Genomic DNA, 23,777 nt, shown 5'->3' on the forward strand with positions numbered 1-23,777 from the left:
GAATACTGACGCAGAAACTCTGGGGCGACGACGATATCGAGATGTGCACCGGCACTCCACTCCGGCAGATCGGAGCCATCGGCAGCACGGAACTCGTATTTTGTGACTCCTGCGGCCATCTCTTCGACCTTTGAGACGATCACCTGCAGAACCGGGCTTTCGTCATCATTGGTATAGAGGTGATCCCAATCACCGGTTTCGCCCCGTTCTCTGCGTTGTTTGTATTCCTCGGCGGTGATCATAGCCTGATAGGCTTCGATCCCAGCTTCACGATCCATTGGAAACGGATAGGGATAGGGGTGCGGTGCGAGGTGGGCCGGGTAGACTGCCAGCGTCTGATCCTCGTAGCGCAGGTTGAGGTCCTTTTGCAGATCGCGTGCATTCACCGGATGCCGGGTCGGGCGATAGGCGCCGTCTTCTTCCAGTTCCAGATCCCACCACCATTTCTTGGTCGGGTTCATCTCGCCATGGCCCAGCATATCGTCGAGCCGGGCCAGTGCGGGGGCAGCCTTGGGAATGTTCATCGCCGCCCAGCGGAAGGGCTTTTCCGCAAAGATCCCTTCGAGGTTCCAAGGACAGGTCTTCATGCACCGCCCACACATCGCGCCGCCGGGCGTGGTGATCCGGTAGGTGGTGCATTTCTGGCTGTCGGATTTCCAAATCTCGTAGCCGTTGAACATCAGCTTCGGACCCGCAGTGATCGCGCCCGACGGGCATTCGCGCGCACATTTATTACAGGACTCGCAAAAGGATTGCAGGCCGAAGTCAATCGGCTTGTCATGCGCCATCGGCATGTCGGTGGTCACCACACCGGATTTCAGGCGCGGACCGAGGAAGGGGTTGAGGATCACCTCGCCAATGCGTGAGACCTCACCCAGACCGGACAGCAACAACAAGGGCGGTTGCAGAACCTCGCCATCCATCACCGTGTGCGCCTTGGCCTTATAGCCAAGATTGCGGATCTGGCGTGCAATCACGCCCCCCAACAGCGAGAACCGCAGATACGCGCGCATGGATTGCGCAACCGCGATCCAATCGTCGCCTGAGGTCCCTTCGGTCGTGTCGAACCCCTGATCGACGATCATCGAAATCGCATGCGGCTGATCCGGCACAATGGGTGTGCCGGTGGCGTCGTGACTGTACCATGTCCAATCTGGGCAACGGCTGATCCCGACCGCATCAATCCCCAACCAATAGGACGCCGCTTTCACCATATCCGCATTGCGCGTAGCATCCGTCGGACGAGGCCCGCCGGCAGGCGTGCCGTCCTGCAACAGCACAAACGCCCCAAGCATTCGCCGCTGCGCCATCGAAGGCGCCGCCTTGCGGACATAAAAGCCGCCGGTCGCGGCCTTTTGGTTCCCCTTGCCCATATCGCCGAACTGGGCACGGGCAAACATATCGGCGCGTTTGGGCACACGGGCCACCCGCGCCTCATCTATATATGTCGTGGGCGTCTCTACCCGCTTCAGTGTCTCAAAAGGGTGCGAGCCGTCGCGAAAATCGCGGTCTTTATAAGGATCACCGTTCAGGGCAGACCGCTCTGCCCCTGCTCCGATCCACCAGCGCAAATCGCGCCCGTTTTGTCCGGGCTGTTCGGGCAGCGGCGCCAAGGGGCGATCTTCGGCCAACTCAAAGTCGGTGGTCACAGCCGCCAGACCAAACCGGGTGCCCAAATAGGGCGCAACAAGCTGGCCGTCTTCCATACGCACCAACCCCGCCGCAACCGCGAGCCGGTTTAGATCCACATCAGACGACGTTCCAGTATGCGCCTTGGCATCCCAGCCAAGCAAACGGATGTAATTGGCAATCACCACTGCCGTTTCGGCACTGCGCAAACAGGCCCGATGCGCCTCCGCGCCCTCGATCCAGTCACACCCCGCCTCTTCCGGGCGAGGATCACGCGGCATTTCATAGAGGAACACAATCGCATGACGATGCGCACCAATCGTGGTGGGTGGTGCTTGCATGGCTTCTTTGAGGTCCGCCATGATCATGTCGATCCCCGAAGCCAGCGTCTTGGTCTGACGCGTCTTCAGATCCTCGGCCAGACGGTCGATATCCGGGTTGTGCCAAGGATGTGCCAAACGCGCCTCATCCCTCATCGGACCGATGCCCACCATGGAGGCATCCGCAAAGTACCCAAAAGCTTTGATGTGATCTGATCGCTCTTGCAGATCGGTCGGAACCTCGCCGCGAGAGCCATTCACCAGCCCATCACGGATCGCATCCATCATCGCCTGATATTCGCACATCGCGTTGATGATGCTGTCAGGCTTTTGCGGGCGGCGGAAATTGAGCGGCGCCGATGGCGGCAAATCACTCAGTTCCGCATGATCGCAACGCTTCAACCGCTCCAGCGGGAAAGGCCCCATATGCACAGGCCGATGCCGGGAGGAAAAGAAACGAATGGACATGCTGGCTCTCCTGAGGACGGCGATGGCGATCTGCGGGCGGGGATCTCCCGCCAGATGTCAGATGCTACTGGCCTTATGGATTGGATGCAGGACAAACAGATTTGATGTGCCGCCAAGTGGCACATTGCTCAAATTTCATGCGTCCCCTTCGCAGCAAAAGGCGCAGCAGCGCGCATCAGCTTGGCGCTGGCCTCAGCGGCTTGTGCATCGCATTGCATTGTGGTTGGAGGGCAGTAACCGCCCCGCATGCCGATGTTTGGTATTTTTTCCGAGAGGGCGACAGAACGTTAATCTTGTGAATAACCTGTGATTTCATAAGCGTGTCGAACTAAATCAATGCCCCCGGATCGCGTCAGGCGGACCGGGGTTATTTATTCTTCCTTAGGGGCGAAGGCGAAACTCGTAGCGCTCTAAGTCAATGTCAGCGGAGTGCAGCTACTCGCTGCTCGCAGGCTTGCGACGCATGGCGCATTGGGACTATCTTGAAGATAGCTAGTCACGTTTGCTACCGTCCAAATAGCCTTCGAAAGGCTTACAGCAAAAGGATCGCGTGAATGTCGACCGAGCCAGCACAAGCGGCATATGAGTTTAAGGATTTTGTCCCCTTGATCGCCGCTTTGGTGGGCGGCTTGGTTGGAGCGGTGGGTGGCAACCTTCTGAAGTACCACCTTGATGCAAAGCACAGTGAGCGAAGCAGAGACGAGCAAGCAAAGATTCTCAGTGACTCACTCAGAGGCGAAATCAAATCCCTTCGTGACCAGATGAAGACTTTTGAACGGGCAGTTTCCGGCTACATTGGTTCCATCAATAAACGGGTTGAGGAAGCGGGCGAGTCGGATTGGACTGAGGGGATGAGACACGACCTTAAGTACTTCTCGGATATCGACAGCCCTATCTACAACGCTAGTATCGGCCGTATTGGATTGCTATGGAACCTGCTTAGCAAAGAAGTTGTCGAATTTTATGCTGACTTGGAAGCCCTAAAACGGTTTTCACGGAGGACAGTAAGTTCCCCTAAGCCGGATGTATTTGATCGAAGGGCTGGTATTTTCCTTCGGGAAGTTGAGTCAATGAAGGAAGAGGCAACAGTGATATCAGCTAGATTGTTGGCTTTTTCCAAAGGGGACCCATATCCGGGAAAGCGGCAAGGGCGTCAGAAGCACTTGTTTAAAGAAATGTAGAGTGATCGGCCCACTCCGGAACTTCGAGAGGTTCGGCCTCGCTACGTCGCAGCTTCCCCTAAGCGGCCCTTCATGACATCGTGCAGCGAAACCGGATAGTCGGAGGTCTGCTAAGCGGGACTTAGCTGCCGCCATTTAAATTATGAGAAGGTCCGGTCTGCTTCCCGTTGCATAACCTCGCCTCTGAGCAGCTCATTGCGGAGAAGTGGCGTCACCCAGCGTCAGGGCTTCCATTCCTCTTAGATACCTGAAGAGATCGCTGTCGGTGGTGAGGACGAGTGTCGTCCCGCCAGAGATCATGTCCTTGTAAGCCTGTATAGTTCGCGTGAATGCGTAGAATTCGGCGGCCTCTGGGACGACGTTGTATGCCTTTGCATAGATGTCTGCTGCCGAGGCATCGGCCTCACCGCGTATTTCTTCCACGGCGCGATAGGCTTCGGATTGTATCTTGTTCAGATCCCGTACGCGGTTGCCACGAATGCGTGCGGCCTCACCATTCCCTTCGGAAAGGAAGCGCTCGGCGATCTGCCGGCGCTCGGAAATCATGCGGTCATAAATTTTCGGACGCACACTTTCGTTATAGTTGATACGTTTGAACCGGATGTCCAGAAGCTCGATACCGAAAACGCGGACTTTCCGGGCGGCGGCGGCGAAGATCTCCTGCTCCACCAACGCCCGTCCTTTTTCGATGGGCACCAGCGCACCAAAATTCTGCGCGCGTTCCTCATCCGTCAAGAGCGTGTCTCTCAGCGGCTCCCTGTCTTTCGTTGTCCGGATGATTTCGATTAGTTCGTGTTTCGCGACGGCATTACGGGTCTCGCTGCCGAGAATGTCGTCAAGCCGCGATTGGGCGCTACGCTCGTCGCGCAGGCGTAGAAAATATTGTAGCGGGTCGGTGATTTTCCAGCGTGAGAACAGATCGACGGATATGTAGAGTTTATCTTTGGTTGGCATGTCGGACGGATTTCCATCCCACTCTAGAACCCGGCGGTCAATTCTATTAACCTCTTGAATAAAGGGAAGCTTCATCTTGAGTCCGGCAGTCGTGATCGGTTCTCCGACCGGTTTGCCGAATTGCGTGATGACAGCCTGTTCGACTTCGCCGACCGTGTATACTGACCCCGAGATGGTAACGGCGACTGCAACAAATATCCCTGCGATAATTACCGATATCATCTTCATGGCTGGTCCCCCTGTTGCCGATCGAGGTTTAGAAGTGGGAGGATGCTCGCGGTTGAACCGTCAACGATAATCTTCGATCCGATACCGGGCAAAACTTCCTGGAGGGTTTCTATGTATATCCGCCTCTTCGTGACTTCGGGCGCTTTCAAATATTCGGCCAGAAGCGCAGTAAACCGCGCAGCATCGCCTTCGGCTTCGTTGATCCGTTTCAAACGATAGCCATCGGCTTCTCGGATGCGTTGGTCCTTCTCACCTTCGGCCAGCGGGATCACTTTGTTGTATTCACGGCGCGCCTCGTTGATCAGGCGCTCCTTCTCCTGCTGCGCCTGATTGACTTCATTGAAGGATGCCTGAACTGGCTCAGGCGGGTTGATATTTTTCAGCTGTACTTGGTCGATACTGATACCCATGGCGTATCTCGTGGTCAGCGCCTGCATTTTTAACAGTGCTTCACTCTCGATCTCTTGTCTGCCGATGGTGATGACTTCATCTACTGTGCGGTCACCAACAACCTCGCGCATTACGGATTCAGAAACGTATCGCAGGGTTGCACCAGGCTCACGCACCTCGAAAAGGAACTTCAAAGGGTCAGAGATCCTGTATTGTACGACCCATTCCACGAGGGCTGCGTTTAAATCACCTGTGACCATCTCTGTTTCGCGCCGGCCATCAACGGGGCTTTGGAAGGGATCACCTGCACCGGGCGTCGTGAAGCCGAACTCCTGCTTCAGCTGCCGCTTTACGGAAACCAAAGTCGCGACGTCGATGCCGAATGGTAACTTGAGGTGAAGTCCGGGCGGAACTTCAGCGTTGTATTTTCCAAACCGCTGGATAACTGCAACCGAGTCGCTTGGAACAGTATATAGCGAAGACCAGGCTGAAACCGCGACGAAAGCGATCGCACCCACCACCGCGATACTTATCAGAGGTGGCGGCCCGCCGGGCACCAATCCACCCAGACGTTCACGTCCCAGGCGCAGAATGTCTTCAATTTCTGGAGGGGCGCGTTTGTGTTTGGTTTCCCATGGTCCCGGATTTTCCGGGCCATTATTGTTATCGGCCATATCATTTTCCTTGTTCTCTGGCGCAAGCAGCGATTTGGCCCCAGATTTCTGGCGTGTTTTCTGCGACTTGGTTCGATTTGTCGGAGTTCCTTCGCCCTTCGCCCTTCGCGTTCGAGATCGAAGACCTGCGTTGTGATCTTATGATTCAGTCTTCGTCTTTGGGGGCATCAGAGGTTGCTTTGGACATACGCACATTGGAATAAAGACGTCGGAGCTGTCTTTCAGAGACCCCATCGGCTTCCATTACCATTTGCACCATAGGGTCGGACAGCATCTCTTCGAGGAAGAAATCGGCCAGTTCCTTTCCGGTCATTTTGTCCTTCGCCCGAGCTTCGTCGAGGTCGGCCAAAGACACCTTCAAGGTCCGCGCCAGTCCTGGGTGTGACTCCCGCTGATGCAGCTTCACAATGACCGACGCCTTCCACAATTCGGGATGCAGGTGGTCTGGCGGAGAACTCAATTCGGTTTCAATGCCATATTCTCCCGCTGGCAGCGTCTCGTTAAAACCTGGGATCGTGAATGGGTTGGAGAAGACTGCAACGCTCTGTCTTTTCGGGCTTTTCATTGGTACAGTCTCTTTCATGTTGGGTGACTTTGTTCGCAGGCTTCCTGCTGCAAGCATAAAAGGGCATTATCGGGCTTCGAACCGGTGACATCCTGCGCCAATACTGGGAAGGCGAATGACGCGACCACACTTGCCACAATTGCGAGCTTGGCATGCAATCGCGTGAACGGGTGTCCCGCGAGCATTTTGTCGCGTTTCATCATCTCAGTCTTTCCTAACCGAGACCCATCGGGTTTCATGCTTGCTTTTGACTTCCTCAGCCGGAGTGTTCCCGTTTTCCGCCCGGAGCGCAGGACAGTTGGTGAGTGTTCCTCGATATATGGTCTCGATGGCATGCCTTCGTTTTCAGCGACCTGGATCGAAAAGTCCTGTGGAACTGTCGGGCGGAAGCTACCGGTCATCGGAGGGACAACTTGTGTAAGGCTGCAGCTGCAAGTGCATGTTCCTTTTGGTGATAGTCACCGTAAAACTTGCCATCGACCTTCACCTCCCAGACACCGTTTCTTTCGCGTACCTGAACACTGCCTCGCCGCGCTGGCCAGTCCATGTGAGACCCCCGTCCTCTAATGCCCTTCGACGGTACGAGTGGTTGGTAGGGCACTTTCAGCTTCTGGGGCGTGGGAACGCGCGCGTCTCCCAGAAGCATCACGGCGCGGATAAACTCTTCGGCGTAGTCGTCTGTTTCTCGGTAGTCGTTCTCGTGCTGCTTCATCTTCATCGGCTCCACAAACCGTTCTCGAAGATGATCGATGAAACGTGGCTCGGTGCGAGCCATATATGCGATCAGCGCTTGGAGCACTTTTTCTTGGGCGAGCACCCGCCGTTCAAGTTCGGTGGTCTCGGGGGAAGCTATCGGCATGGCGCGAGTCATCCTTCATCGATCGCGCTTTGCGGGCGCTCCGGCGAACGGTCGACATCAAGGGCTGCCAGGCAAGCCTGCGCGATATCCCGATTTGGCATATCTGTACCTGGCATCGTCGCCCATCCAGCTGTCATGAGAGCGTCGCGCCGCTGGTAGGTCGAGGCCGCTCGGATCGTTGCCATTTTGTCCGCTCGAGCCGGGTCTGACCGCGCCATATCGAGGCATACCGGTAACATTGAGGCGACGACATCGTCTCTAGACATCGCCATCGCCCGGTCATGCGCAGTGCCGCCGGTCACCCAGCCTCCCCAAGAAAATCCGACGACGCCGACGAAGACAGCGCCGATCACGGCACCATACATACCGGGTTTGAGCCATTCGGGAGTATTCATTTCAAGTCCTCCTGCGGAGAAAGCGCCGCCTCGCTTTGGTTATCCATCTCAGTTGTACCCTGATCCCGGTACAGCGCTTCATGCAGGTCGCTTTCGGAAATCGTGCGCAACTCGGTACGTCCGGCATGGTTCCCCCTGCCGCGCACCCTCAAGTAGGTCGCTGTCCGTCGGTAAGCTTCAAAGCTCAGCCCTTGGAGAAGCTCCTCTTCGATGAGAACTTCGTAGTCGCCAGCGGGTAACTCACCCGGGTATCCTGACAATGAGAACGGGTTAGAAAACGTCACCGTCGATTTGGTCGACCGCATGGTCATCTCTGGTCTCCGCGATGTTGGCAAATTCGTCGCTCATCACTGAGGACGGCACCTTGGAGAGCGGTACGGAACAGTCGAGCGACTTAGTGCCTTGTACCTCGGGATCGCGCGACCGGCGCTGACGCATGTTAGCCTCGGGCACCGAACCGGCTGCGACCGTCCCACGGGCTATCACCCTCACTGACCTGTGTAAGGGCGACGAGACCGACCTGCGCGTATCTTTCGGAAAACAGGGACGATCTGCGTTCTTGCAACCAAGGAAAGGAATGACAATGGCCGACCTCAATGCTCTTAATCCGCACCCGCCTGAATTCGATCGGTTTCTCCATGCCTCCGTCGGCGAGGACCGCAACGGCTATGCCGTGACTGTGCTCTCCACGCTTGCGCGGCTTGGCCTCGATCCATGGAAGGAAACCGCTGAACTGGTCACGCTGGGACGCGACGACGCACGAGCGCGATTAGGCGCATTGCTCGCCCGATTTCGGGACGTTCCTGCGCTCGCCAGCGATCACGGCAAAGTCGCACAGGACTTGAGCCAACTGCTCCCAGATTGCCCGACGCCAGCAATTCTGAAGCAAGCTGCCTCGACGCTCGTCGACGCTCGTCCGGGAGCGAGCGGAGCGATCTGGACAGTGTTCGCGATTATCGTTGTACTGTTTCAGATGTTTATTGTTGGCGGCTCCGGGTCAGGCGAATGACCGTCTTAACTGAGACCGAGAGGACGCCGGGTCATGCGGCGCATGAATCCGGCACGCTATCGCCTAGCGAACAAGGCGTTCTCTGGGACATGGAGGAACATTTCTGGACCAGTGGTGCCGACAATGCACTGGCAACGACTGCGACCAACGCCGTCATGGTGTTCCCCTATCCGCCCGGCATCCTCCAGGGTGACCAGATCTGGACCCATCTTCGGGAAAAGACTGGCTGGCGTAGCGTCGTCATGGCCGAACGGCGCGTGACGCGATGCGACGACATCGCGATTCTCACGTACCGGGTCTCGGCTGAAAAAAACGATGTGCCGATCTACAAGGCGCTCTGCGCCTCGACCTATCTCAACGACAACGGCAAATGGCTAAGGATTGCCCACCAGCAAACTGAGGTGACTTGAAAAGCGCAGAGGCATGCGCACTGCCGCACGCCCCTGGACTAATCTGCGTCAGTGCGGCGGGGCGTTGATATCGGCTAGGTGAGATGTGCCCGCCGAATATTTGGTAGGGCATATTTTTCCGAGTACCTGAGAAGCGTGTGGGCGCGCTGAGCCCCAAAAGGACGGCATGTTGGCACGCTTCTTATTCTCGGATCGTCTAGGAAAGGACAATCCCAATGAATCCCGAACAAACAAAAATCGCCGACAAAATGAAAGACGTCAAGGCCACGTGGGACAAGGCGCCCGCTGGTCCGAAGAAGGATGCCGCTCTGAAGCATTACCAGGCGGCTGAGAAGGCGCACACGGCGAGCAACGACGCCGAGACCCACAAGGAACTCGACGCGGTGACCCAAGCACTCGCATAATGTCCAGCGTCTGATCTTAACACCGGGACCGCTTGCTGAGCTTAGGTGGGCGGCCCTCCTATTTCAGCAGCGGCCCGGTCTGATCCAAATATGCCGGATCGAACTCGGCAAGTTCAACCAACCCGGCATAGTCGTGAAACGTCACATGACCGTCCCGAAAGGTCACCACACCACTTTCGCGTAGCTGTCGCAACACACGATTGACGTGGATGGCGCTCAGACCAAGCGCATCCGCAAGGTGATATTGAGTCAACGGGCAGTCGTATCCTTCCTTGCTGCCGATTCCCACGAGCGCCAACCTTGATGCCAGTTCCAGCAGGAAGTGTGCCATGCGGGCATCCGCGTCGCGCCTGCCGATCCCCACGAGATGCTCGACTACCATCGCCTCGTCCCGCGATGCGGCCCATAGAATTGCCGTGGCAAGCCGCGGGGTCTGCGCAAAGGCTGCTAGAAGATCTGACTTGAGGACTTCGGCGGCCTCGATCGGAACAATCGGCTCGAAGCTATGGTCCGAGGTGCGTAACAGCACGCTACGCAGACCGATGAAGTCACCCGGCACCTGGACGTCGACGATCTGGCGGGTTCCATCGGGTTGGATCTTGTAGGAGCAAACCCATCCGCTTGAGAGGATGTAGGCGGCCTGATCCGATTGACCCTGACGCACCATGTCCCGCCCTGCGGCAAATGTCCGGCGCCGCTGTTGGAGTCGCTCGAGCACGGCAAGTTCGGCCTCAGACAAAGCGACGAAGGCCGAGAGTTTGCGATTCAGGGGGCTGTGCTCTTCTGATATCATGAGGCCTCCCGGCGTAATGCTATATAAGAGCAACTAATTGGCCTGCACGCTGCTCTGGATCAGTACAGCATAGCTAACTTCCTGTCAGATGTACGGTTCAATCCGAACCCTCTGTTAATCGGACCATATTCATTGGAAGGAGCACCGGCATGTCCATGGCGAGCGAGCACGCAGGTCTGGCCGCCCTGTCGATCTGCGAGGCGTTGCTGCTTGCTATGAACGATCATGGTGTGCTGCCGGAGCACGAAATCATGGGGGTACTGCGTGACGCCGCAGCTACCCATGAGAACGCGGTCGGGACTGAACACGAAATGCAAAGGCACCGAGCCGTCGCAGATTTGATCAACGCAATCATTTCTGGCGGCAACACTGTTCGGCGCTTGTGACGACAAGCTTCAACAACGAGCGGGAGCATTAATGGCAAGCAGAAAATAATTATTTTGGGTGCTACGGAGCATGATCAGCGAACATTCTGAGCTTTCGGGATCATGGCGAAGTCGTAATAGGGTTCTCGTTCGCCACCATAATTGAGTGCATCACCAAGCCTGATACGGCAAATAGGCCGGAGCGGGTTCAGCGCGGGCAGTTGATCAAGGATGTATGCGATCCCAACGCATTTCCCTACATCACCGACCTTGCCAAGGGCGCGAAGTTCCCTAACGACGGGCGATGGATGTTCGGGCAGGATGAAAGAGTCGTATCAGCGAAGCAGTTCAAATCGCAGATGCATGCGATGTTGGTTGACGAGTTGGCAAAGTCTGAGGGATTGAACCGCAGCCAACGCCGCCAGCTTGGCCGAAAAGCATCTATGACCGAGTTGATCCGAAAGCAGATTCAACTTTCGCTTCACTTTGGGCTACTACCCAAATTCGAATGGCTGCTTTTGCCCGAGTGGTCTTAATCGTTTATGGTTGCAGCGAATGACGGCTTTCCGCCCGCTCCTGTTGGAGTGTCAACTCATGCTGCATCTTGCACGGATGTCTGTGAAGCGCAATTCCGGACTTTGCAAAGTCCACGCCGCCAACCCCCACCTATGGCGTGACCAGCCACAAAACGGATATTGGAATGCGCCGAGGGAGATAGCAAGTCCCGGCTCAAACAGCGACATTCAATATAGCGTCCAGTGTTCAAGGTGCTCAAGGCTGCATGCCAGCTTGCAAAGATCTCCAGCCGCGACTGAAATTTGTGTTTCCGCTCACCTGATTGATTACTCGATTGATGATTTCATAATTTAAGCTGCATAGATATTGGCTGACGCTCGCAAACCTCTTTAGTTCATTTTCGCGCTCCGATAGCGCTAGTTCTAATTCATCTGTATCGCGGAGTGCGGAAGGAAAAGCCATCAGTCTGGGAAGTGACTTTTTAGTTGAAGGTCTCCAACATTCTAGCTCGTGCCGGTAGTTAATCGCATTCCGAACTGAAGAAAACCAAGCCCCACGACCGCCGCCTTCGATAAGGCAGGACGACAAAGCGGCGGCCTTCCTAACAAAATCACCTGATGACGGCAGCCCCTGACTGACCGCATCGCTTGAGGCATTTTCCAAGAACGTCGAGAAATAGCGCCAGAAACCGTCATGAACCCCACCTCCACCATTGGGCGCTCGCAAATTCAAAAAGACCCCATTAGCGTCTTCCCGAACAGAGGCATCATAGGTCCCAGACTTCAGCTCGTCATCGCCTCCGATAAGGGAAACGAAGGAGTTAACGGACCTCACGATATCCTGACCGAGATTAACTTGGCCATTCCCCGTGGCTCGGGTCACAGCATGGGCAGCAAAAAAGGCACCATAGTACAGCTTGAGAAGCGGCCAGCCCATAGAGGAAAATTTGTCCCTCTCCAATCCAGCCACTAAGAAGGTTTCATAACTAGAGAACGCAAACCTCTGGAAGTCTGGCGTGAATGCTTCATAGAGCTCATCGTCCGAGTAGGCGTAGAGCCGACACTCTCCGCCTTGAAAGTCAACTTTCGAGAAGCGATTACCTCGAATCCACTCATGAAGACTCCGAGTGTTGCGTGAAGCAGCACCCAATCCCGGAAGGATGAATCGGCCTATTTCTTCCCGCATTGCTTTGGCAAACCTACAGGCTTAGCTTGCTGCAAAGCCGATCGGTCAAGTGGTTGTTGATTGTCACTGAGAACTGACCCGGTATTTTCACCGAGATTTGACCCACCCTCAGTTATGCGCTTTAGTCTATGACGCGGTCAATGTTTTGGTCTCCTTCCCTGTTTTCTTTGCAGCCTCAGAACTGGCCTTGAACCGATAGCTGTCGTTGCCAGTTTCCAGAATGTGGCAGCGGTGCGTTAGCCGGTCGAGAAGCGCGGTTGTCATCTTCGCATCGCCGAAGACTTGCGCCCATTCCGAGAAGCTGAGGTTAGTTGTGATGATGACGCTGGTGCGTTCATACAGCTTGCTGAGCATATGGAAGAGAAGTGCTCCGCCGGTCGAACAGAACGGCAGATAGCCAAGCTCATCCAAGATAACCAAATCGACTTTGGTCAGCATCTCGGCCAGTTTCCCAGCCTTGCCGAGCGCCTTCTCTTGCTCCAGTGCATTGACCAGCTCCACGGTTGAGAAGAAGCGCACCTTCCGCCGGTAATGTTCGATCGCTTGAACGCCGATAGCGGTTGCAGTGTGGCTCTTGCCCGTTCCAGGCCCACCGATCAGTACGACATTCTCGGCGGCTTCGATAAACTCGCAGCGGTGCAACTGCCGCACTTTCGCTTCGTTGATCTCACTCGATGTAAAATCGAAGCCGCTGAGATCCTTGTACGCCGGGAAGCGGGCAATCTTCGTGTGGTATGCAATGGACCGCACTTCGCGTTCCGCGATCTCGGCCTTGAGGAGCTGTGACAGCATTGGAATGGCGGCCTCGAATGCCGGCGCGCCTTGGGCGCCCAAATCTTCGACCGCATTTGCCATGCCATAGAGCTTGAGACTTCGCAGCATGATCACAATGGATGCTCCGGCTGGGTCATGACGCATGGCACTTCTCCCCGGCCTGTCTCAGTCCGTCATAGCGATCTACGTTTGCTTCTGGCGTTGTTTGCAATGCGAGTACCTCAGGCGGATCGACCTCGGGGTGGTCGGTCGGTTTGCGATCAATCAATCGATGCAGCAGGTTCAGGATATGCATTTTGGTTGGCACACCCGCTTCCAGCGCCAGTTCCACTGCGCACAGGATGTCTTCCTCATTGTGCTGAAGAACCAATGACAGGACATCGACCATCTCTCGGTCTCCGCCCTCTTTGCGCAGCATGTGATCCTGCAGCTGGCAGAAGGCATCCGGCATCTCTGTAAACGGCGCGCCATTGCGAAGGGCACCTGGTTTGCGTTGGAGCGAGGCCTTGTCCGCCATTGGTCCGAGGACAATGGGCGAGCGCAAGATAGTGGCGCCAGTCATAGATGACCTTGCCCGGCTTGCGTTTGGATCGATCAATAATCCGCGCATGCTCGCAAACCGTTTGCCCCTCAGCGACGATGACCAGCCGTTCGGGGTACACGTGTAAGCTGATCCGACGGTTCGCAAAGCTGGCAGGCACGCTGTAGCGATTGCGTTCGAATGTGATCAGGCACGTCCACTGCCCGGCAGTGCATTGCCAAAGGCAATGTCACGAGAGGGGCGATACACGTTTGCTGTATTCTATGAAGCCGTCGAATGCCGGCGGCAGTGCCATAAGAACGGACTTCTCAGCTTCCCAAACGTCAGTAATGGACCCCGGCAAGGACTTGTGCGGTGTCTCCGCCCACAGAGCGATGCAGCGATCTTCAAGCCACTGGTTCAGTTCTTCCAAATCGGCAAAAACAGGCATGACCTGCCACATGCGGTTGCGAGCATCCTGCACACTCTTCTCAACCTGGCCTTTTTCCCAACCCGCCGCAGGGTTACAAAACTCAGGTTCAAACACGTAGTGGCTGGCCATCGCCTTGAAGCGTGCATTGATGTCGCGCTGCTTGCCTTTGCCGACGCGGTCCACCGCCGTCTTCGCGCGTCCATTGTTCTTGAACCAATGGCGAACAAGGACTTGCTATCGTAAATCCCGCGACCGGGTACGCCGCCGAAGACCCGGAAGCCATGCCAATGAGCATCGAACAGCATCTCATGGGTTTGCAGCGGGTAAGCCCGAACCAGAAACGCTCGGCTGTGCGATAGCTTGATATGAGCAACCTGAAGTTTGACCCGTTCACCGCCGATATTGGCCCAATCTTCGCTCCAGTCGAACTGGAAGGCTTCCCCGGGCTGGAACACCAAAGGTACATAGGTGCCGCGCCCCGTTGTCTGCTCAGCGCGGTGCCGTTCGTCACGCCAGGCCCGCGCAAAAGCCGCAACGCGTTCATAGGAGCCGTCATATCCCAGCTTCACCAGATCAGCATGCATTTGCTTGACTGTGTGTCGTTCTTTGCGTGACTTTCGTGTCTGGATCAGAAGCCAAGCGGATAACCTATCTGCATATGGGTCCAGCTTGCTCGGGCGCTTGGGCGTATTGAACTTCGGCTCTACAGCGCCCTCACGCAGGTACTTCTTTATGGTGTTGCGAGACAGACCCGTCCGCCGCGCAATCTCTCTGATTGGCATATTGTCACGCAATGCCCAGCGTCGGATGACACTTAAAAATCCCATGTCGATCACTCCAAATACCCCCAACCAAAACCGTCGGGGCAGTGTGTTCACATGGGTCAATTCTCAGTGACAATTTATGGGGCTACCGGGTCAGTTCTCAGTGACAATCAACACCCGACATCCTCGACCAGCTCTTCCAACAAAAACTCACTGACATCGCCGAGGGCATCAAGGCCCAGTTTGGTTGGAAGTGGGTTGAGATTTGCACCGAGTCCTATGTGCCCTACTCTGCCCATTCGGGTTATGACCATATTCAGGGTGAGAAGGTCGCCCTCTTAAAGAAAGACCAAGACGAGCAAGCCCAACTTGAAGCCAAAGAGTACGACGAAGGCCTGACTGATGCAGAACTCGAGCGTCTGGAAGAGCTGGAGGCAAAGACCAAACGCAGCTGGGACGAAAAGACCCGTGCGGATTGCGGCATCTTTGTTCATGTCGATACATCGGGAAGATTGAAGATCGATGGGGCGTACAGGGACGCAAAACGCAGTGGTGCAAAAGGGAGCGCCGACACCGCCGGTGGCGCGGCGTCCGCACCACGCCCGAAGCTCACACAGGCTGGAGTCGAAGATCTCCGGAGGATCCGGCTTTTAGCCCTGCAGACGGCCACCCTTGGGAAAACCGAGTTGGTGCTGGATCTCTTCGCGTGGCAACTCGAACTTGGATATGCCTGCCACAGCGGTTTGTTCAACGTTACATTGACCGACCCGCAGATCGAACCAGAGGTCGAGGGAGCATGGACCGTCGATGAAGCCCTCACCGACGGCAGCAACCAGAGTCAACTGGGTGGAACACGGGGCGACTATGCCAGCTCCTTCAAGGACTTTCAGGCCAAGGGTAAGAAGCACCGCAACACGGTCCTGACGCGTCACCTGATCCGGGCCATCAATGGCCCAACCATGAACTCAATTGGCATGTCCTTGCTGGCGCCGATGGTCAAACCAGATATCCGGTCAATCTGGACACCCGATGCGCCTACCTATTTCAGCCGGATCGACAAAGGATCCCTTGAGCAAATCTGGAAAGACTTGGTCTCTGATCAATCGGCTGAGGAAGATCCGCTCGCGTTCGACAAGCTGAAAAAGGGTGAAAAGGTCAATCACCTACACCGGCTGTTCAATGACAGCGATTTCCAAAGTGCTTTGAACCTCAGCCAGGCGTCACTCGATAAAATCGCGAGTTGGTTGCCACCCGAACTTAGCTCGGAGTCATCGGCATGATGGCCCTTGATCTCGTTACGCCGCAATGCCGGTGCCAGGTCGAATCCGAAGACTAGGGTACACGCACAGCAGGAGACCTGACATGGCGAAAGACTACACCATCAGCGAGATCAGCTTGTTCGGCTCAGTTTCTTGGGCTGCTATGCGGTGTGGTCTCTCGCGTGAAACCTTCAAGAAAAAGAGGTCGCAGATGGAAACAGATGGTTTCCCAAGGCCCGACAAGATCACTGGTACCTATCTAAAAGCTGACGTTGATGCTTGGATAGATCGTCGGCGTCAAGTGCCCGACAGGATCCATAGGGCACAAGCTGAGGTACCAGAAGAGGAGTTTAATTTTGATAGGATTTAAACCAGCGCTGTGGGACGGTTCAGACCCACTCTATGCGCCGGGTATCAAATGGAATGTGGGGAAGAACCCAGCAATCCAGTACCCACAATGGAACCCGCCAGCCAAATACAAGAAGGCTGGCTATGCGTATGGGCCGGTGAAACTAGATCCGCCGGGCCGCAAGGATGACGAACACCAGCCCGCCCGCGCACTGCGCTGCCGCGAGCTCACCAAGGAAATGCTCCGTTGGTTTGAGGAGCAGGAAAAGCCCAAGGTGGACCCGTCGACATGGAAATACCTGATCGCTCGGTATCAGACGGATGAATTCTCACCAATCCATGATGTGAAGGCGAATTCCCGAGCGGGATATATAGAACGCCTTCGCCTGCTGGAGGATGTGATCGGTCACACCAAGATTTCGACGATGACTTACGAGTCGATCAAGAAGTTACAGAACGCAATGAAGCAGAAGGGCCGATCGGTTGCCTACATCCATCGCTTCTTTAGCACCCTGCGTATGATCGCCAAGTATGGAAAGGCTCTCCAAATAAAACCCGCTCGTGAAGTATCGGAAACACTGAGCGCGATGAAATTTCAGATGAGTCCAGCGCGTCAAGTGGCTCCGACCCGTGAACAGGTTTACACCATCATCCATGCGGCGGATGCATCAGGTCTGAAAGCCTTCGCATTAGGTATCATGATCCAATACGAGTTTGCGCTGCGTGCTGTCGATGTGCGCGGCCACTGGCTGCAGACTGACGAACAGGAAGGGGGAATCGTCCTGGATGGCACCCGCTGGCAGGATGGCCTGACATGGGACATGATCGACAACGACCTAACCCGAATGGAAAAGCTGATCTCAAAAACCCGGAAGAGCCTCACTGAGCCCTATATCTTTGACCTCACCGGAACACCGGAGATCCAAGCTCGACTGAGAGAGCTGCGACCCAAAGATGCCGTGGGCCCGGTTATCATCAACCCGCGTTCAGGCTTGCCCTATACCGTGCACGCGTGGGGGAAAACTTGGTCACGGTTACGGAACCGAACTGGCCTACCCAGCGAGATCCGAATGATGGATGTTCGGGCAGGTGCTGTCACAGAAGCAAAGAGCCTGGGCGCAGATCCCTACATGCTCCGCGATGCCGCTCAGCACAAAGATGTGATGACCACGAGCCGCTACTCTCAGGCGCGGTCAGATGCAGCAAACAATGTTGTGAAGTTGCGTCAGTCAAGAAGCTGAAAAAGAACCATCCTAGAACACTTTGATACTACACTAGTTCTACACCAATTCGACACCTAGATAGGCGAAGCAGATAAAGGTCTGACTTTCTGGACTTTATCCAAAAAATGCGTTTCACAAGCGACAGAACGTTAAATGGTAGCCGTAACACATTTGACAGGCGCAGCGCCGCCCCGACCTATCAAGGATACGCATGGCTTATTCGTCTACTTATATTTACGCCCCGCTGAAATGGATCAGCGCCGGGCTGATTTCTCTGGCTTTATCCGCGAGTGCGTCTGCCCAACCGATGCCCGGCGGTGATCGCGGCCCTATACCGGCTGGGGTGATCACACTCAGCGAGGCACAGGTGCCTTTCTCGGTAACGCTGCCCGGACGCGCCATCGCCTATGAAGAGGTCAATATCCGCCCGCGCGTCGACGGCACTATTAGCGAAATACCCTATGAAGCTGGGCGCAAGGTCGAAAAAGGCGATGTTCTGTTTCGCATTGAAGGTGACACCTTTGAGGTAGATGTCGCCGCAGCCGAGGCCGAAGTCGCGCGCGCAGAGGCCGCCGTCACCGCAGCCGAGGCCACATTATCTCGCTATGAGCGCCTGCAAGGAACAGGCGTGACCATTGAGGACGTGGAAAACGCCCGCGTGACGGTGCTGCAGAACAAGGCGGAGCTGAGTTCGGCAAACGCAAAACTCAAACTGGCTCGATTGAATCTGGAACGGACCGAGATCCGCAGCCCGATCACGGGCATTGTCGCGGTTCCCGAAGTCTCCGTTGGGGCCGTGGTCACAGCTAATCAGGCTGATGCGCTCACCACGGTGACCCGTCTCGATCCGATCTACATCGATGTTGAAGAATCCAGTAAACGCCTCGCAGAGGTTCGCGCGTTGATGGAAGGTGGCACACTGCAACGGGGCGAAGGGCTGGATCTGACGCTCACGCTGGAGAACGGCGTCCAATACGACCAAAAGGGCACACTTGAATCGCCCGGCACCCGCGTCTCCACCACAACCGGCAGTTTTGAGTTCCGCATCCGTTTTGACAATCCGGAGCGACATATTCTGCCAGGGCAATTCCTGCGCGTCGAAATCGAGCTTGGCACGACACGCGCCGTTATGGTGCCCCAAGGGGCCACGTCGCGGGCTGCAGACGGCACGCTCACCGCTTTTGTGGCCGTTGATGGCAAGGCGGAGCAACGCGAGCTGACCGAACACGGAAGTTATCAAAACGCGTGGATCGTCACCGAGGGCATCATCCCCGGCGAAGCCCTGATCGTCGACGGATTAATGGCCATGCGTGATGGAGCCGACGTTCAGCCCGTCAGCGTGGAAATATCTGAAAATGGCGTCGTCACGGACGCCAAAGATGCCAGCAGCGACGAGAGCTAATCATGGGTCTATTCTTTATCCGGCGCCCGGTCTTTGCCTGGGTGCTTGCCCTGATGACGATGCTCATCGGCGCGTGGTCCGCCTTCACACTGCCAGTGGCGCAATACCCGGACATCGCGCCCACCACTGTTCGGGTTTCGGCCAGCTACAACGGGGCCACTGCCGAGGCGGTCGAAAATTCCGTCACCCGTGTCATCGAGGATGCGATGACGGGGCTCGACGGGATGATCTACATGACCGCGCGCTCTTCCGAAGGGTCAAGTTCCATCCAGATCACCTTTGACGAAAGCGTCGAGCCAATCGACGCGCAAAACGAGGTGCAAACCAAGGTCTCACAAGTTGAGAGCCAGCTGCCTACGGCCGTGCGCAGCCGGGGTGTGACCGTGTCGCGTTCCTCATCGTCGATCTTGCTCGTCGGGGCCATCGTTGCGGATGACAGCCGATATTCTACCGTTCAATTGGGCAATATCCTGTCAGAACAGGTCGAGGGGCCGATCCAGCGCACCGAAGGTGTCGGCGGCGTCAGCATCTTTGGCTCAGGCTATGCCATGCGGATCTGGCTCGATCCAATTGCGCTGGCCCGGTTCCAATTGACACCGCAGGATGTTGTTGGTGCGGTCGAGGAGCAAAACACCACCGTCTCTGTCGGCTCACTGGGCAGCCAGCCGACGCTTGCGGGGCAACAATTCAACGCCACCATCACCGCCCAGAGCCAGATGACCACCGTCGATGAATTCGAGCAGATCCTGCTGAAATCCGACGAGGACGGCGGCGCGGTGCGGCTGGCTGATGTGGCGCGGGTGGAAATCGGCCAAGAAAGCTATGGCGGTGACTCGCGCTTTTCGGGCCAGAACGCTACGGGCTTTGGCGTTAACCTCGCAACCGGGGCCAATGCGGTCGACACAGCCGCTGCGGTGCGTGCGACGCTCGACCGGCTTGCGCCATCGCTGCCCGATGGTGTCAGGTTTGAAATCGCCTATGACACCTCCCCCTTTGTGGAGCTGTCGATTGAGCAGGTCTACCACACCCTGATCGAGGCCGTGGTACTGGTCTTTCTGGTTTTGCTGCTGTTTTTGCAAAGCTGGCGCGCCACACTGATCCCACTGATTGCAGTGCCGGTTGTCTTGTTGGGAACCTTTGCCGTGCTGCAGCTTGGTGGTTTTTCCATCAACACGCTCACCATGTTTGCCATGGTGCTCGCGATTGGGCTTTTGGTCGATGACGCCATCGTCGTGGTCGAAAACGTCGAACGCTTGATGGAAGACGAGGGCCTCACGGCATTGGAAGCGACTCGCAAGAGCATGGGGCAGATCACCTCGGCATTGCTCGGCATCAACGTGGTACTGGCAGCGGTTTTCCTGCCAATGGCATTCTTTGGCGGCTCCACCGGCGTCATCTACCGGCAGTTCTCCGTCACGATGGTGACCGCCATGACGCTGTCGCTTTGTGTTGCGATTATTCTGTCGCCGCCTATGTCGGCTCGCCTGCTGAAACCCAAAACAGGGCAGCCGCGTTTTGCGCCGTTTCGCTGGTTCAATGCGCTCGTTGCCCGCGCCATCACCGGTTACGGCACAGGCGTGAAGGGCACGCTGCGGCTGCCGTTTTTGATGCCACTTGCGTTGGTCGCCGTTTTGATCGGTGCCTATATGGTCAATAACCGCCTCACCACCTCGTTCATCCCGACCGAGGATCAGGGTGTGTTGATCACCATCGTCACCCTGCCAGAGGGCGCAACCACCGCCCAGACTACGGCCACGGTTGAGAAACTTGAACAGTTCTTCCTTGCCGATGACGGAGTCGAGAGCACCTTTGCCGCGCTGGGGTTTGGCTTTTCGGGCAGCGGCCAGAACCGGGCACTGGTGTTTGTAAAACTCAAAAGCTTTGATGAACGCAGTGGGCGCGCCGATCTGACTGCTGCGCAGGTGGCGCAACGCGCCAACATTGCGTTCAGTCAGCTGCGCGACGGGCAGATTTTTGTGCTGCAACCCCCGGCAATCCGCGGGCTCGGCAATAGCGGCGGCTTTGAGATGTATCTGGTGGACCAGTCGGGGGCCGGTTCAGAGGCCCTGCAGGCTGCAGCCGAACAACTTGTTGCAAACGCCACAAATAGCGAACGCGTGACCAACCTCAGCGCCAATGGCACGGAAAAAGACAGCGCGGTGAAGATCACAATTGACCGCGCCAAAGCCGAGAGCTTCGGCCTCACCCTCTCTGACGTGAACGGCATGCTCTCGGTGATTTTTGCGGGCCTTGAGGTGAACGATTTTGAACTGGGTGCGGCGCTGCGTCCGGTTATCGTACAGGGCGACGCCGCACATCGGATGCAGACCGAAGATGTATTCGACTGGTATGCCCGCAACGCTTCCGGTGAAATGGTGCCCTTCTCTGCCTTCATGTCGACCTCGTGGGAACCGGTCGCACCCACGCTAGAGCGTTATGGCGGCACCTCTGCATTGGAGATTTCCGGCTCTCCCGGCGTCGGCTACAGCTCCGGCAGCGCGATGGAGGAAATGGAGGCGCTGGTGGCGGAACTTGACGGGGGATATGCCGCCGCTTGGACTGGTCTGAGCTATCAGGAACGCCAGTCCGGCGATCAGGCACCAATCCTTTATGCAATCTCTGCACTGGTGGTCTTCTTGGCTCTGGCCGCGCTCTATGAGAGCTGGTCGATCCCGCTTGCCGTGATGCTGGCGGTGCCGGTTGGCATTCTTGGCGCGCTGTTTTCCGCGTGGATCTTTGGGCAGTCCAATGATGTCTATTTCAAAGTGGGCATGCTGACGACCATCGGCCTCGCCGCGCGCAACGCCATTTTGATCGTCGAATTTGCCGAAGACCTGCGCCGTGACGGTATGCGCATCGCAGAAGCCGCGATTGAGGCCGCACGTCTGCGCTTACGCCCGATCCTGATGACTGCGCTGACCTTCATCCTCGGCGTGCTGCCGCTCGCGATTGCGACAGGGGCCGGGGCGGCCTCGCAAAACGCCATCGGGATTGGTGTCATTGGTGGGATGTTGGCCTCGACCTTCCTCGGGATTTTCATGGTTCCTGCCTTTTATGTCCTGATCATGCGTGTCACGCGAAAACTCTCGGGCGATAGAGCCGCGCAAACCTGACCGATGTGGCGCGCTCAACCGGGCGCGCCACATCCTTACACCTTGGGGCGCAAACTGTTTGCGGCTCTTGTCGCGCCTCTGCCATAGTCCAAACCACACCACTAAATGTCGAAGTGCAGAGCCGTTGGCCACCTTCGATCAATCGCGGGCTTGGTTATGCTGGACGTTTTAAAAGATCGCACCTATCGCCATCTGTTTCTTGCACAGCTGGTGGCTCTCCTTGGCACCGGACTGGCCACTGTTGCCTTGGGGCTTACGGCTTACGATCTGGCGCAGGACAGTGCCGCCATGGTGCTTGGGACAATATTCACCATCAAGATGGTGGCCTATGTCTCGATCAGCCCACTTGCGGGCGCAGTAGCAGAACGGGTCAGTCGGCGTAAGATGTTGGTTGCGCTGGATCTTGTGCGGGCCAGCTGCGCGATTTGCCTGCCCTTCGCCACCAGTGCGGGGCAAATCTATGTTCTGATTTTTTTCCTGCAGGCTGCCTCTGCAGCCTTCACACCGACGTTTCAGGCCACAATCCCAGAGGTGCTCCCAGAAGAAGAGCGTTACACCCGCGCGCTGTCACTCTCGCGGCTGGCCTATGATCTTGAAAACATTCTGTCGCCGATGATTGCGGCGCTCCTGCTAATCATACTGAGTTATAACACGCTCTTTGTCGCCACCGCCGCTGGTTTCATTGTCTCTGCGCTACTCGTGATCAGCGTGGCTTTGCCCTCTCCACGCCCGACCGCACGCCGGGGCATCTATGATCGCACCACACGCGGTATTCGCATCTATCTCGCAACGCCACGCCTGCGCGGATTACTTGCCCTGTGCCTTGCAGTCTCCAGTTGCGGCTCCATGGTGCTGGTAAATTCTGTGGTCTTGGTGCGCAGCCAGCTAGGGCTTGGAGAAAGCGACCTTGCGTGGGCTATGTTTGCCTTTGGTGCAGGCAGCATGGTTGTGGCCCTTGCCCTGCCCCGGCTGTTGGAAAGACTGCCGAACCGCCCGGTGATGATCGCTGGTGCGATGATTATGACGCTCGCACTCGCCGCACTGGCAGCGGTGATCGCGATGTTTGGCCTGTCTTGGCCACTGTTGTTGCTGGTTTGGTTTCTGGTCGGTTTTGGATTTTCCGCAGCCCTGACCCCGTCTGGGCGCTTGCTCAAACAATCCGCCCACCCCGAGGATCGTCCAGCACTCTTTGCGGCTCAGTTCGCGCTGTCTCATGCTTGCTGGCTCATCACATATCCGCTGGCAGGGTTTCTGATGACAACCTACGGAACCGTACCGACGCTTATTGTCCTCATTGCGTTGGCCCTGTTCAGCATCATAGCTGCACTCCGCCTATGGCCAGCACAGGACGTGGAAGAGATTGAACACAGGCATGACAACCTCCCGCTGGATCACCCGCATCTGAACGGGCAACGCCAGCACAGCCATCCACTGATCATTGACGATATGCACCCGCGTTGGGATATCCGGTTCTGAGATGGAATGCGGGTGCCGCCCAGATTGCCAATCACGGGATTATCTCTCATAAATGAGTATCTTATCCCTTGCCCGGTCACCTGACTGGAATCATTTCGAGACGTTAGAATTTAAGAGCTG

Annotated in this window: 24 protein-coding genes and 1 pseudogene (1 of these 25 running past the window's edge); 12 read left to right on the forward strand and 13 right to left on the reverse strand. The window is 56.5% G+C overall.

What is annotated here, in order from left to right; all coding sequences use genetic code 11:
• Window positions 1-2,417, reverse strand: partial view of a 2Fe-2S iron-sulfur cluster-binding protein gene (locus K529_RS16795; protein ID WP_040642902.1) — the 5' portion only. The gene continues 796 nt to the left of window position 1, outside the view; 2,417 of the gene's 3,213 nt are visible here — the first part of the coding sequence; the start codon lies at window positions 2,415-2,417; its stop codon lies off the left edge, out of view.
• A gap of 554 nt (window positions 2,418-2,971) precedes the next feature.
• Here K529_RS16795 and K529_RS16800 point away from each other — a divergent pair.
• A complete protein-coding gene (locus K529_RS16800; RefSeq protein ID WP_005631477.1) occupies window positions 2,972-3,598 on the forward strand; it encodes a hypothetical protein in 627 nt (208 codons plus the stop codon).
• Between the two features lie 192 nt (window positions 3,599-3,790).
• On the opposite strand, the gene hflC is transcribed toward K529_RS16800, so the two are convergent.
• The 8 genes from hflC to K529_RS23610 form a co-directional block, all read right to left on the reverse strand.
• On the reverse strand, window positions 3,791-4,780 hold the full coding sequence (hflC, locus tag K529_RS16805; RefSeq protein WP_005631478.1) for a protease modulator HflC: 990 nt from the start codon (window positions 4,778-4,780) through the stop codon (window positions 3,791-3,793).
• Complete coding sequence (gene hflK / locus K529_RS16810; RefSeq protein ID WP_005631479.1) at window positions 4,777-5,844, reverse strand: FtsH protease activity modulator HflK; 1,068 nt, start codon at window positions 5,842-5,844, stop codon at window positions 4,777-4,779. Before hflK ends, hflC begins: the two co-directional genes overlap by 4 nt.
• Window positions 5,845-5,989: 145 nt before the next feature.
• Window positions 5,990-6,427 carry a hypothetical protein gene (locus K529_RS16815; RefSeq protein ID WP_227512364.1) on the reverse strand — a complete coding sequence of 146 codons (438 nt, stop codon included), beginning with the start codon at window positions 6,425-6,427 and terminating at the stop codon, window positions 5,990-5,992.
• Window positions 6,424-6,612 carry a hypothetical protein gene (locus tag K529_RS16820; RefSeq protein ID WP_040642903.1) on the reverse strand — a complete coding sequence of 63 codons (189 nt, stop codon included), beginning with the start codon at window positions 6,610-6,612 and terminating at the stop codon, window positions 6,424-6,426. Before K529_RS16820 ends, K529_RS16815 begins: the two co-directional genes overlap by 4 nt.
• Window positions 6,613-6,806: 194 nt before the next feature.
• Entirely contained in the window at window positions 6,807-7,268 is a 462-nt protein-coding gene (locus K529_RS16825) for a hypothetical protein (RefSeq protein WP_005631488.1), read from the reverse strand.
• An 8-nt stretch (window positions 7,269-7,276) separates the two neighbouring features.
• On the reverse strand, window positions 7,277-7,663 hold the full coding sequence (locus K529_RS16830; RefSeq protein ID WP_005631493.1) for a hypothetical protein: 387 nt from the start codon (window positions 7,661-7,663) through the stop codon (window positions 7,277-7,279).
• Window positions 7,660-7,974, reverse strand: coding sequence for a hypothetical protein (locus tag K529_RS16835; RefSeq protein ID WP_040642904.1), 315 nt, complete (start codon window positions 7,972-7,974; stop codon window positions 7,660-7,662). The genes K529_RS16830 and K529_RS16835 overlap by 4 nt, the downstream gene beginning before the upstream one ends.
• Complete coding sequence (locus K529_RS23610) at window positions 7,934-8,149, reverse strand: hypothetical protein (RefSeq protein ID WP_162472891.1); 216 nt, start codon at window positions 8,147-8,149, stop codon at window positions 7,934-7,936. Before K529_RS23610 ends, K529_RS16835 begins: the two co-directional genes overlap by 41 nt.
• 97 nt (window positions 8,150-8,246) lie before the next feature.
• Here K529_RS23610 and K529_RS16840 point away from each other — a divergent pair, with 97 nt between their 5' ends.
• The 3 genes from K529_RS16840 to K529_RS16850 all read left to right on the forward strand — a co-directional run bounded on the left by K529_RS16840 (window position 8,247) and on the right by K529_RS16850 (window position 9,486).
• Window positions 8,247-8,672 carry a hypothetical protein gene (locus K529_RS16840; RefSeq protein WP_005631513.1) on the forward strand — a complete coding sequence of 142 codons (426 nt, stop codon included), beginning with the start codon at window positions 8,247-8,249 and terminating at the stop codon, window positions 8,670-8,672.
• Window positions 8,669-9,082 (forward strand): hypothetical protein, encoded by a 414-nt coding sequence (locus tag K529_RS16845; protein WP_227511907.1) that lies wholly within the window; start codon window positions 8,669-8,671, stop codon window positions 9,080-9,082. Before K529_RS16840 ends, K529_RS16845 begins: the two co-directional genes overlap by 4 nt.
• 215 nt (window positions 9,083-9,297) lie before the next feature.
• Window positions 9,298-9,486, forward strand: a complete 189-nt coding sequence (locus K529_RS16850; protein ID WP_005631519.1) for a hypothetical protein — start codon at window positions 9,298-9,300, stop codon at window positions 9,484-9,486.
• 58 nt (window positions 9,487-9,544) lie between these two features.
• On the opposite strand, the gene K529_RS16855 is transcribed toward K529_RS16850, so the two are convergent.
• A complete protein-coding gene (locus tag K529_RS16855; protein ID WP_005631521.1) occupies window positions 9,545-10,279 on the reverse strand; it encodes a Crp/Fnr family transcriptional regulator in 735 nt (244 codons plus the stop codon).
• 149 nt (window positions 10,280-10,428) lie between these two features.
• On the opposite strand from K529_RS16855, the gene K529_RS16860 reads away from it, so the two are divergent.
• Together K529_RS16860 and K529_RS16865 are read left to right on the forward strand one after the other, a co-directional pair.
• Entirely contained in the window at window positions 10,429-10,665 is a 237-nt protein-coding gene (locus K529_RS16860) for a hypothetical protein (RefSeq protein WP_005631523.1), read from the forward strand.
• Window positions 10,666-10,865: 200 nt separating this feature from the next.
• On the forward strand, window positions 10,866-11,180 hold the full coding sequence (locus tag K529_RS16865; RefSeq protein WP_005631524.1) for a hypothetical protein: 315 nt from the start codon (window positions 10,866-10,868) through the stop codon (window positions 11,178-11,180).
• A gap of 235 nt (window positions 11,181-11,415) precedes the next feature.
• On the opposite strand, the gene K529_RS16870 is transcribed toward K529_RS16865, so the two are convergent.
• From K529_RS16870 to istA, 3 genes and pseudogenes are all read right to left on the reverse strand, one after another.
• A complete protein-coding gene (locus tag K529_RS16870) occupies window positions 11,416-12,345 on the reverse strand; it encodes a hypothetical protein (protein WP_005631526.1) in 930 nt (309 codons plus the stop codon).
• 126 nt (window positions 12,346-12,471) lie between these two features.
• The gene (gene istB, locus K529_RS16875; RefSeq protein WP_065317492.1) at window positions 12,472-13,263 is read right to left on the reverse strand and encodes an IS21-like element helper ATPase IstB; all 792 of its coding nucleotides are present in this window, start codon (window positions 13,261-13,263) and stop codon (window positions 12,472-12,474) included.
• Window positions 13,253-14,899 (reverse strand): annotated as a pseudogene (istA, locus tag K529_RS16880) (IS21 family transposase). The gene istB and the pseudogene istA overlap by 11 nt, the downstream one beginning before the upstream one ends.
• A 218-nt stretch (window positions 14,900-15,117) precedes the next feature.
• Between istA and K529_RS16885 the strand changes: the two are divergent.
• The 6 genes from K529_RS16885 to K529_RS16910 all read left to right on the forward strand — a co-directional run bounded on the left by K529_RS16885 (window position 15,118) and on the right by K529_RS16910 (window position 23,657).
• Window positions 15,118-16,116 (forward strand): hypothetical protein, encoded by a 999-nt coding sequence (locus tag K529_RS16885; protein WP_005615915.1) that lies wholly within the window; start codon window positions 15,118-15,120, stop codon window positions 16,114-16,116.
• 82 nt (window positions 16,117-16,198) lie between these two features.
• Entirely contained in the window at window positions 16,199-16,465 is a 267-nt protein-coding gene (locus K529_RS16890) for a helix-turn-helix transcriptional regulator (RefSeq protein ID WP_005615912.1), read from the forward strand.
• On the forward strand, window positions 16,452-17,684 hold the full coding sequence (locus K529_RS16895) for a tyrosine-type recombinase/integrase (protein WP_005615909.1): 1,233 nt from the start codon (window positions 16,452-16,454) through the stop codon (window positions 17,682-17,684). Before K529_RS16890 ends, K529_RS16895 begins: the two co-directional genes overlap by 14 nt.
• A gap of 193 nt (window positions 17,685-17,877) precedes the next feature.
• Window positions 17,878-19,068, forward strand: coding sequence for an efflux RND transporter periplasmic adaptor subunit (locus K529_RS16900; RefSeq protein ID WP_005615906.1), 1,191 nt, complete (start codon window positions 17,878-17,880; stop codon window positions 19,066-19,068).
• Window positions 19,069-19,070: 2 nt separating this feature from the next.
• Window positions 19,071-22,181 carry a multidrug efflux RND transporter permease subunit gene (locus tag K529_RS16905; protein WP_005615903.1) on the forward strand — a complete coding sequence of 1,037 codons (3,111 nt, stop codon included), beginning with the start codon at window positions 19,071-19,073 and terminating at the stop codon, window positions 22,179-22,181.
• A gap of 156 nt (window positions 22,182-22,337) precedes the next feature.
• Window positions 22,338-23,657, forward strand: coding sequence for an MFS transporter (locus K529_RS16910; RefSeq protein ID WP_005615899.1), 1,320 nt, complete (start codon window positions 22,338-22,340; stop codon window positions 23,655-23,657).
• Window positions 23,658-23,777: the final 120 nt, after the last annotated feature.

Origin of the sequence: Tritonibacter mobilis F1926 (genome assembly GCF_000376545.2) — a bacterium.
In the GTDB taxonomy this organism is placed as follows: domain Bacteria; phylum Pseudomonadota; class Alphaproteobacteria; order Rhodobacterales; family Rhodobacteraceae; genus Epibacterium; species Epibacterium mobile.

What these genes read in the sequence shown, in the direction of transcription:
- K529_RS16800 (WP_005631477.1), top strand. Translation starts at nt 2,972, where the DNA reads ATGTCGACCGAGCCAGCACAAGCGGCATATGAGTTTAAGGATTTTGTC.
- hflC (WP_005631478.1), bottom strand. Translation starts at nt 4,780, where the DNA reads ATGAAGATGATATCGGTAATTATCGCAGGGATATTTGTTGCAGTCGCC.
- hflK (WP_005631479.1), bottom strand. Translation starts at nt 5,844, where the DNA reads ATGGCCGATAACAATAATGGCCCGGAAAATCCGGGACCATGGGAAACC.
- K529_RS16815 (WP_227512364.1), bottom strand. Translation starts at nt 6,427, where the DNA reads ATGAAAGAGACTGTACCAATGAAAAGCCCGAAAAGACAGAGCGTTGCA.
- K529_RS16820 (WP_040642903.1), bottom strand. Translation starts at nt 6,612, where the DNA reads ATGATGAAACGCGACAAAATGCTCGCGGGACACCCGTTCACGCGATTG.
- K529_RS16825 (WP_005631488.1), bottom strand. Translation starts at nt 7,268, where the DNA reads ATGCCGATAGCTTCCCCCGAGACCACCGAACTTGAACGGCGGGTGCTC.
- K529_RS16830 (WP_005631493.1), bottom strand. Translation starts at nt 7,663, where the DNA reads ATGAATACTCCCGAATGGCTCAAACCCGGTATGTATGGTGCCGTGATC.
- K529_RS16835 (WP_040642904.1), bottom strand. Translation starts at nt 7,974, where the DNA reads ATGACCATGCGGTCGACCAAATCGACGGTGACGTTTTCTAACCCGTTC.
- K529_RS16840 (WP_005631513.1), top strand. Translation starts at nt 8,247, where the DNA reads ATGGCCGACCTCAATGCTCTTAATCCGCACCCGCCTGAATTCGATCGG.
- K529_RS16845 (WP_227511907.1), top strand. Translation starts at nt 8,669, where the DNA reads ATGACCGTCTTAACTGAGACCGAGAGGACGCCGGGTCATGCGGCGCAT.
- K529_RS16850 (WP_005631519.1), top strand. Translation starts at nt 9,298, where the DNA reads ATGAATCCCGAACAAACAAAAATCGCCGACAAAATGAAAGACGTCAAG.
- K529_RS16855 (WP_005631521.1), bottom strand. Translation starts at nt 10,279, where the DNA reads ATGATATCAGAAGAGCACAGCCCCCTGAATCGCAAACTCTCGGCCTTC.
- K529_RS16860 (WP_005631523.1), top strand. Translation starts at nt 10,429, where the DNA reads ATGTCCATGGCGAGCGAGCACGCAGGTCTGGCCGCCCTGTCGATCTGC.
- K529_RS16870 (WP_005631526.1), bottom strand. Translation starts at nt 12,345, where the DNA reads ATGCGGGAAGAAATAGGCCGATTCATCCTTCCGGGATTGGGTGCTGCT.
- istB (WP_065317492.1), bottom strand. Translation starts at nt 13,263, where the DNA reads ATGCGTCATGACCCAGCCGGAGCATCCATTGTGATCATGCTGCGAAGT.
- K529_RS16890 (WP_005615912.1), top strand. Translation starts at nt 16,199, where the DNA reads ATGGCGAAAGACTACACCATCAGCGAGATCAGCTTGTTCGGCTCAGTT.
- K529_RS16900 (WP_005615906.1), top strand. Translation starts at nt 17,878, where the DNA reads ATGGCTTATTCGTCTACTTATATTTACGCCCCGCTGAAATGGATCAGC.
- K529_RS16905 (WP_005615903.1), top strand. Translation starts at nt 19,071, where the DNA reads ATGGGTCTATTCTTTATCCGGCGCCCGGTCTTTGCCTGGGTGCTTGCC.
- K529_RS16910 (WP_005615899.1), top strand. Translation starts at nt 22,338, where the DNA reads ATGCTGGACGTTTTAAAAGATCGCACCTATCGCCATCTGTTTCTTGCA.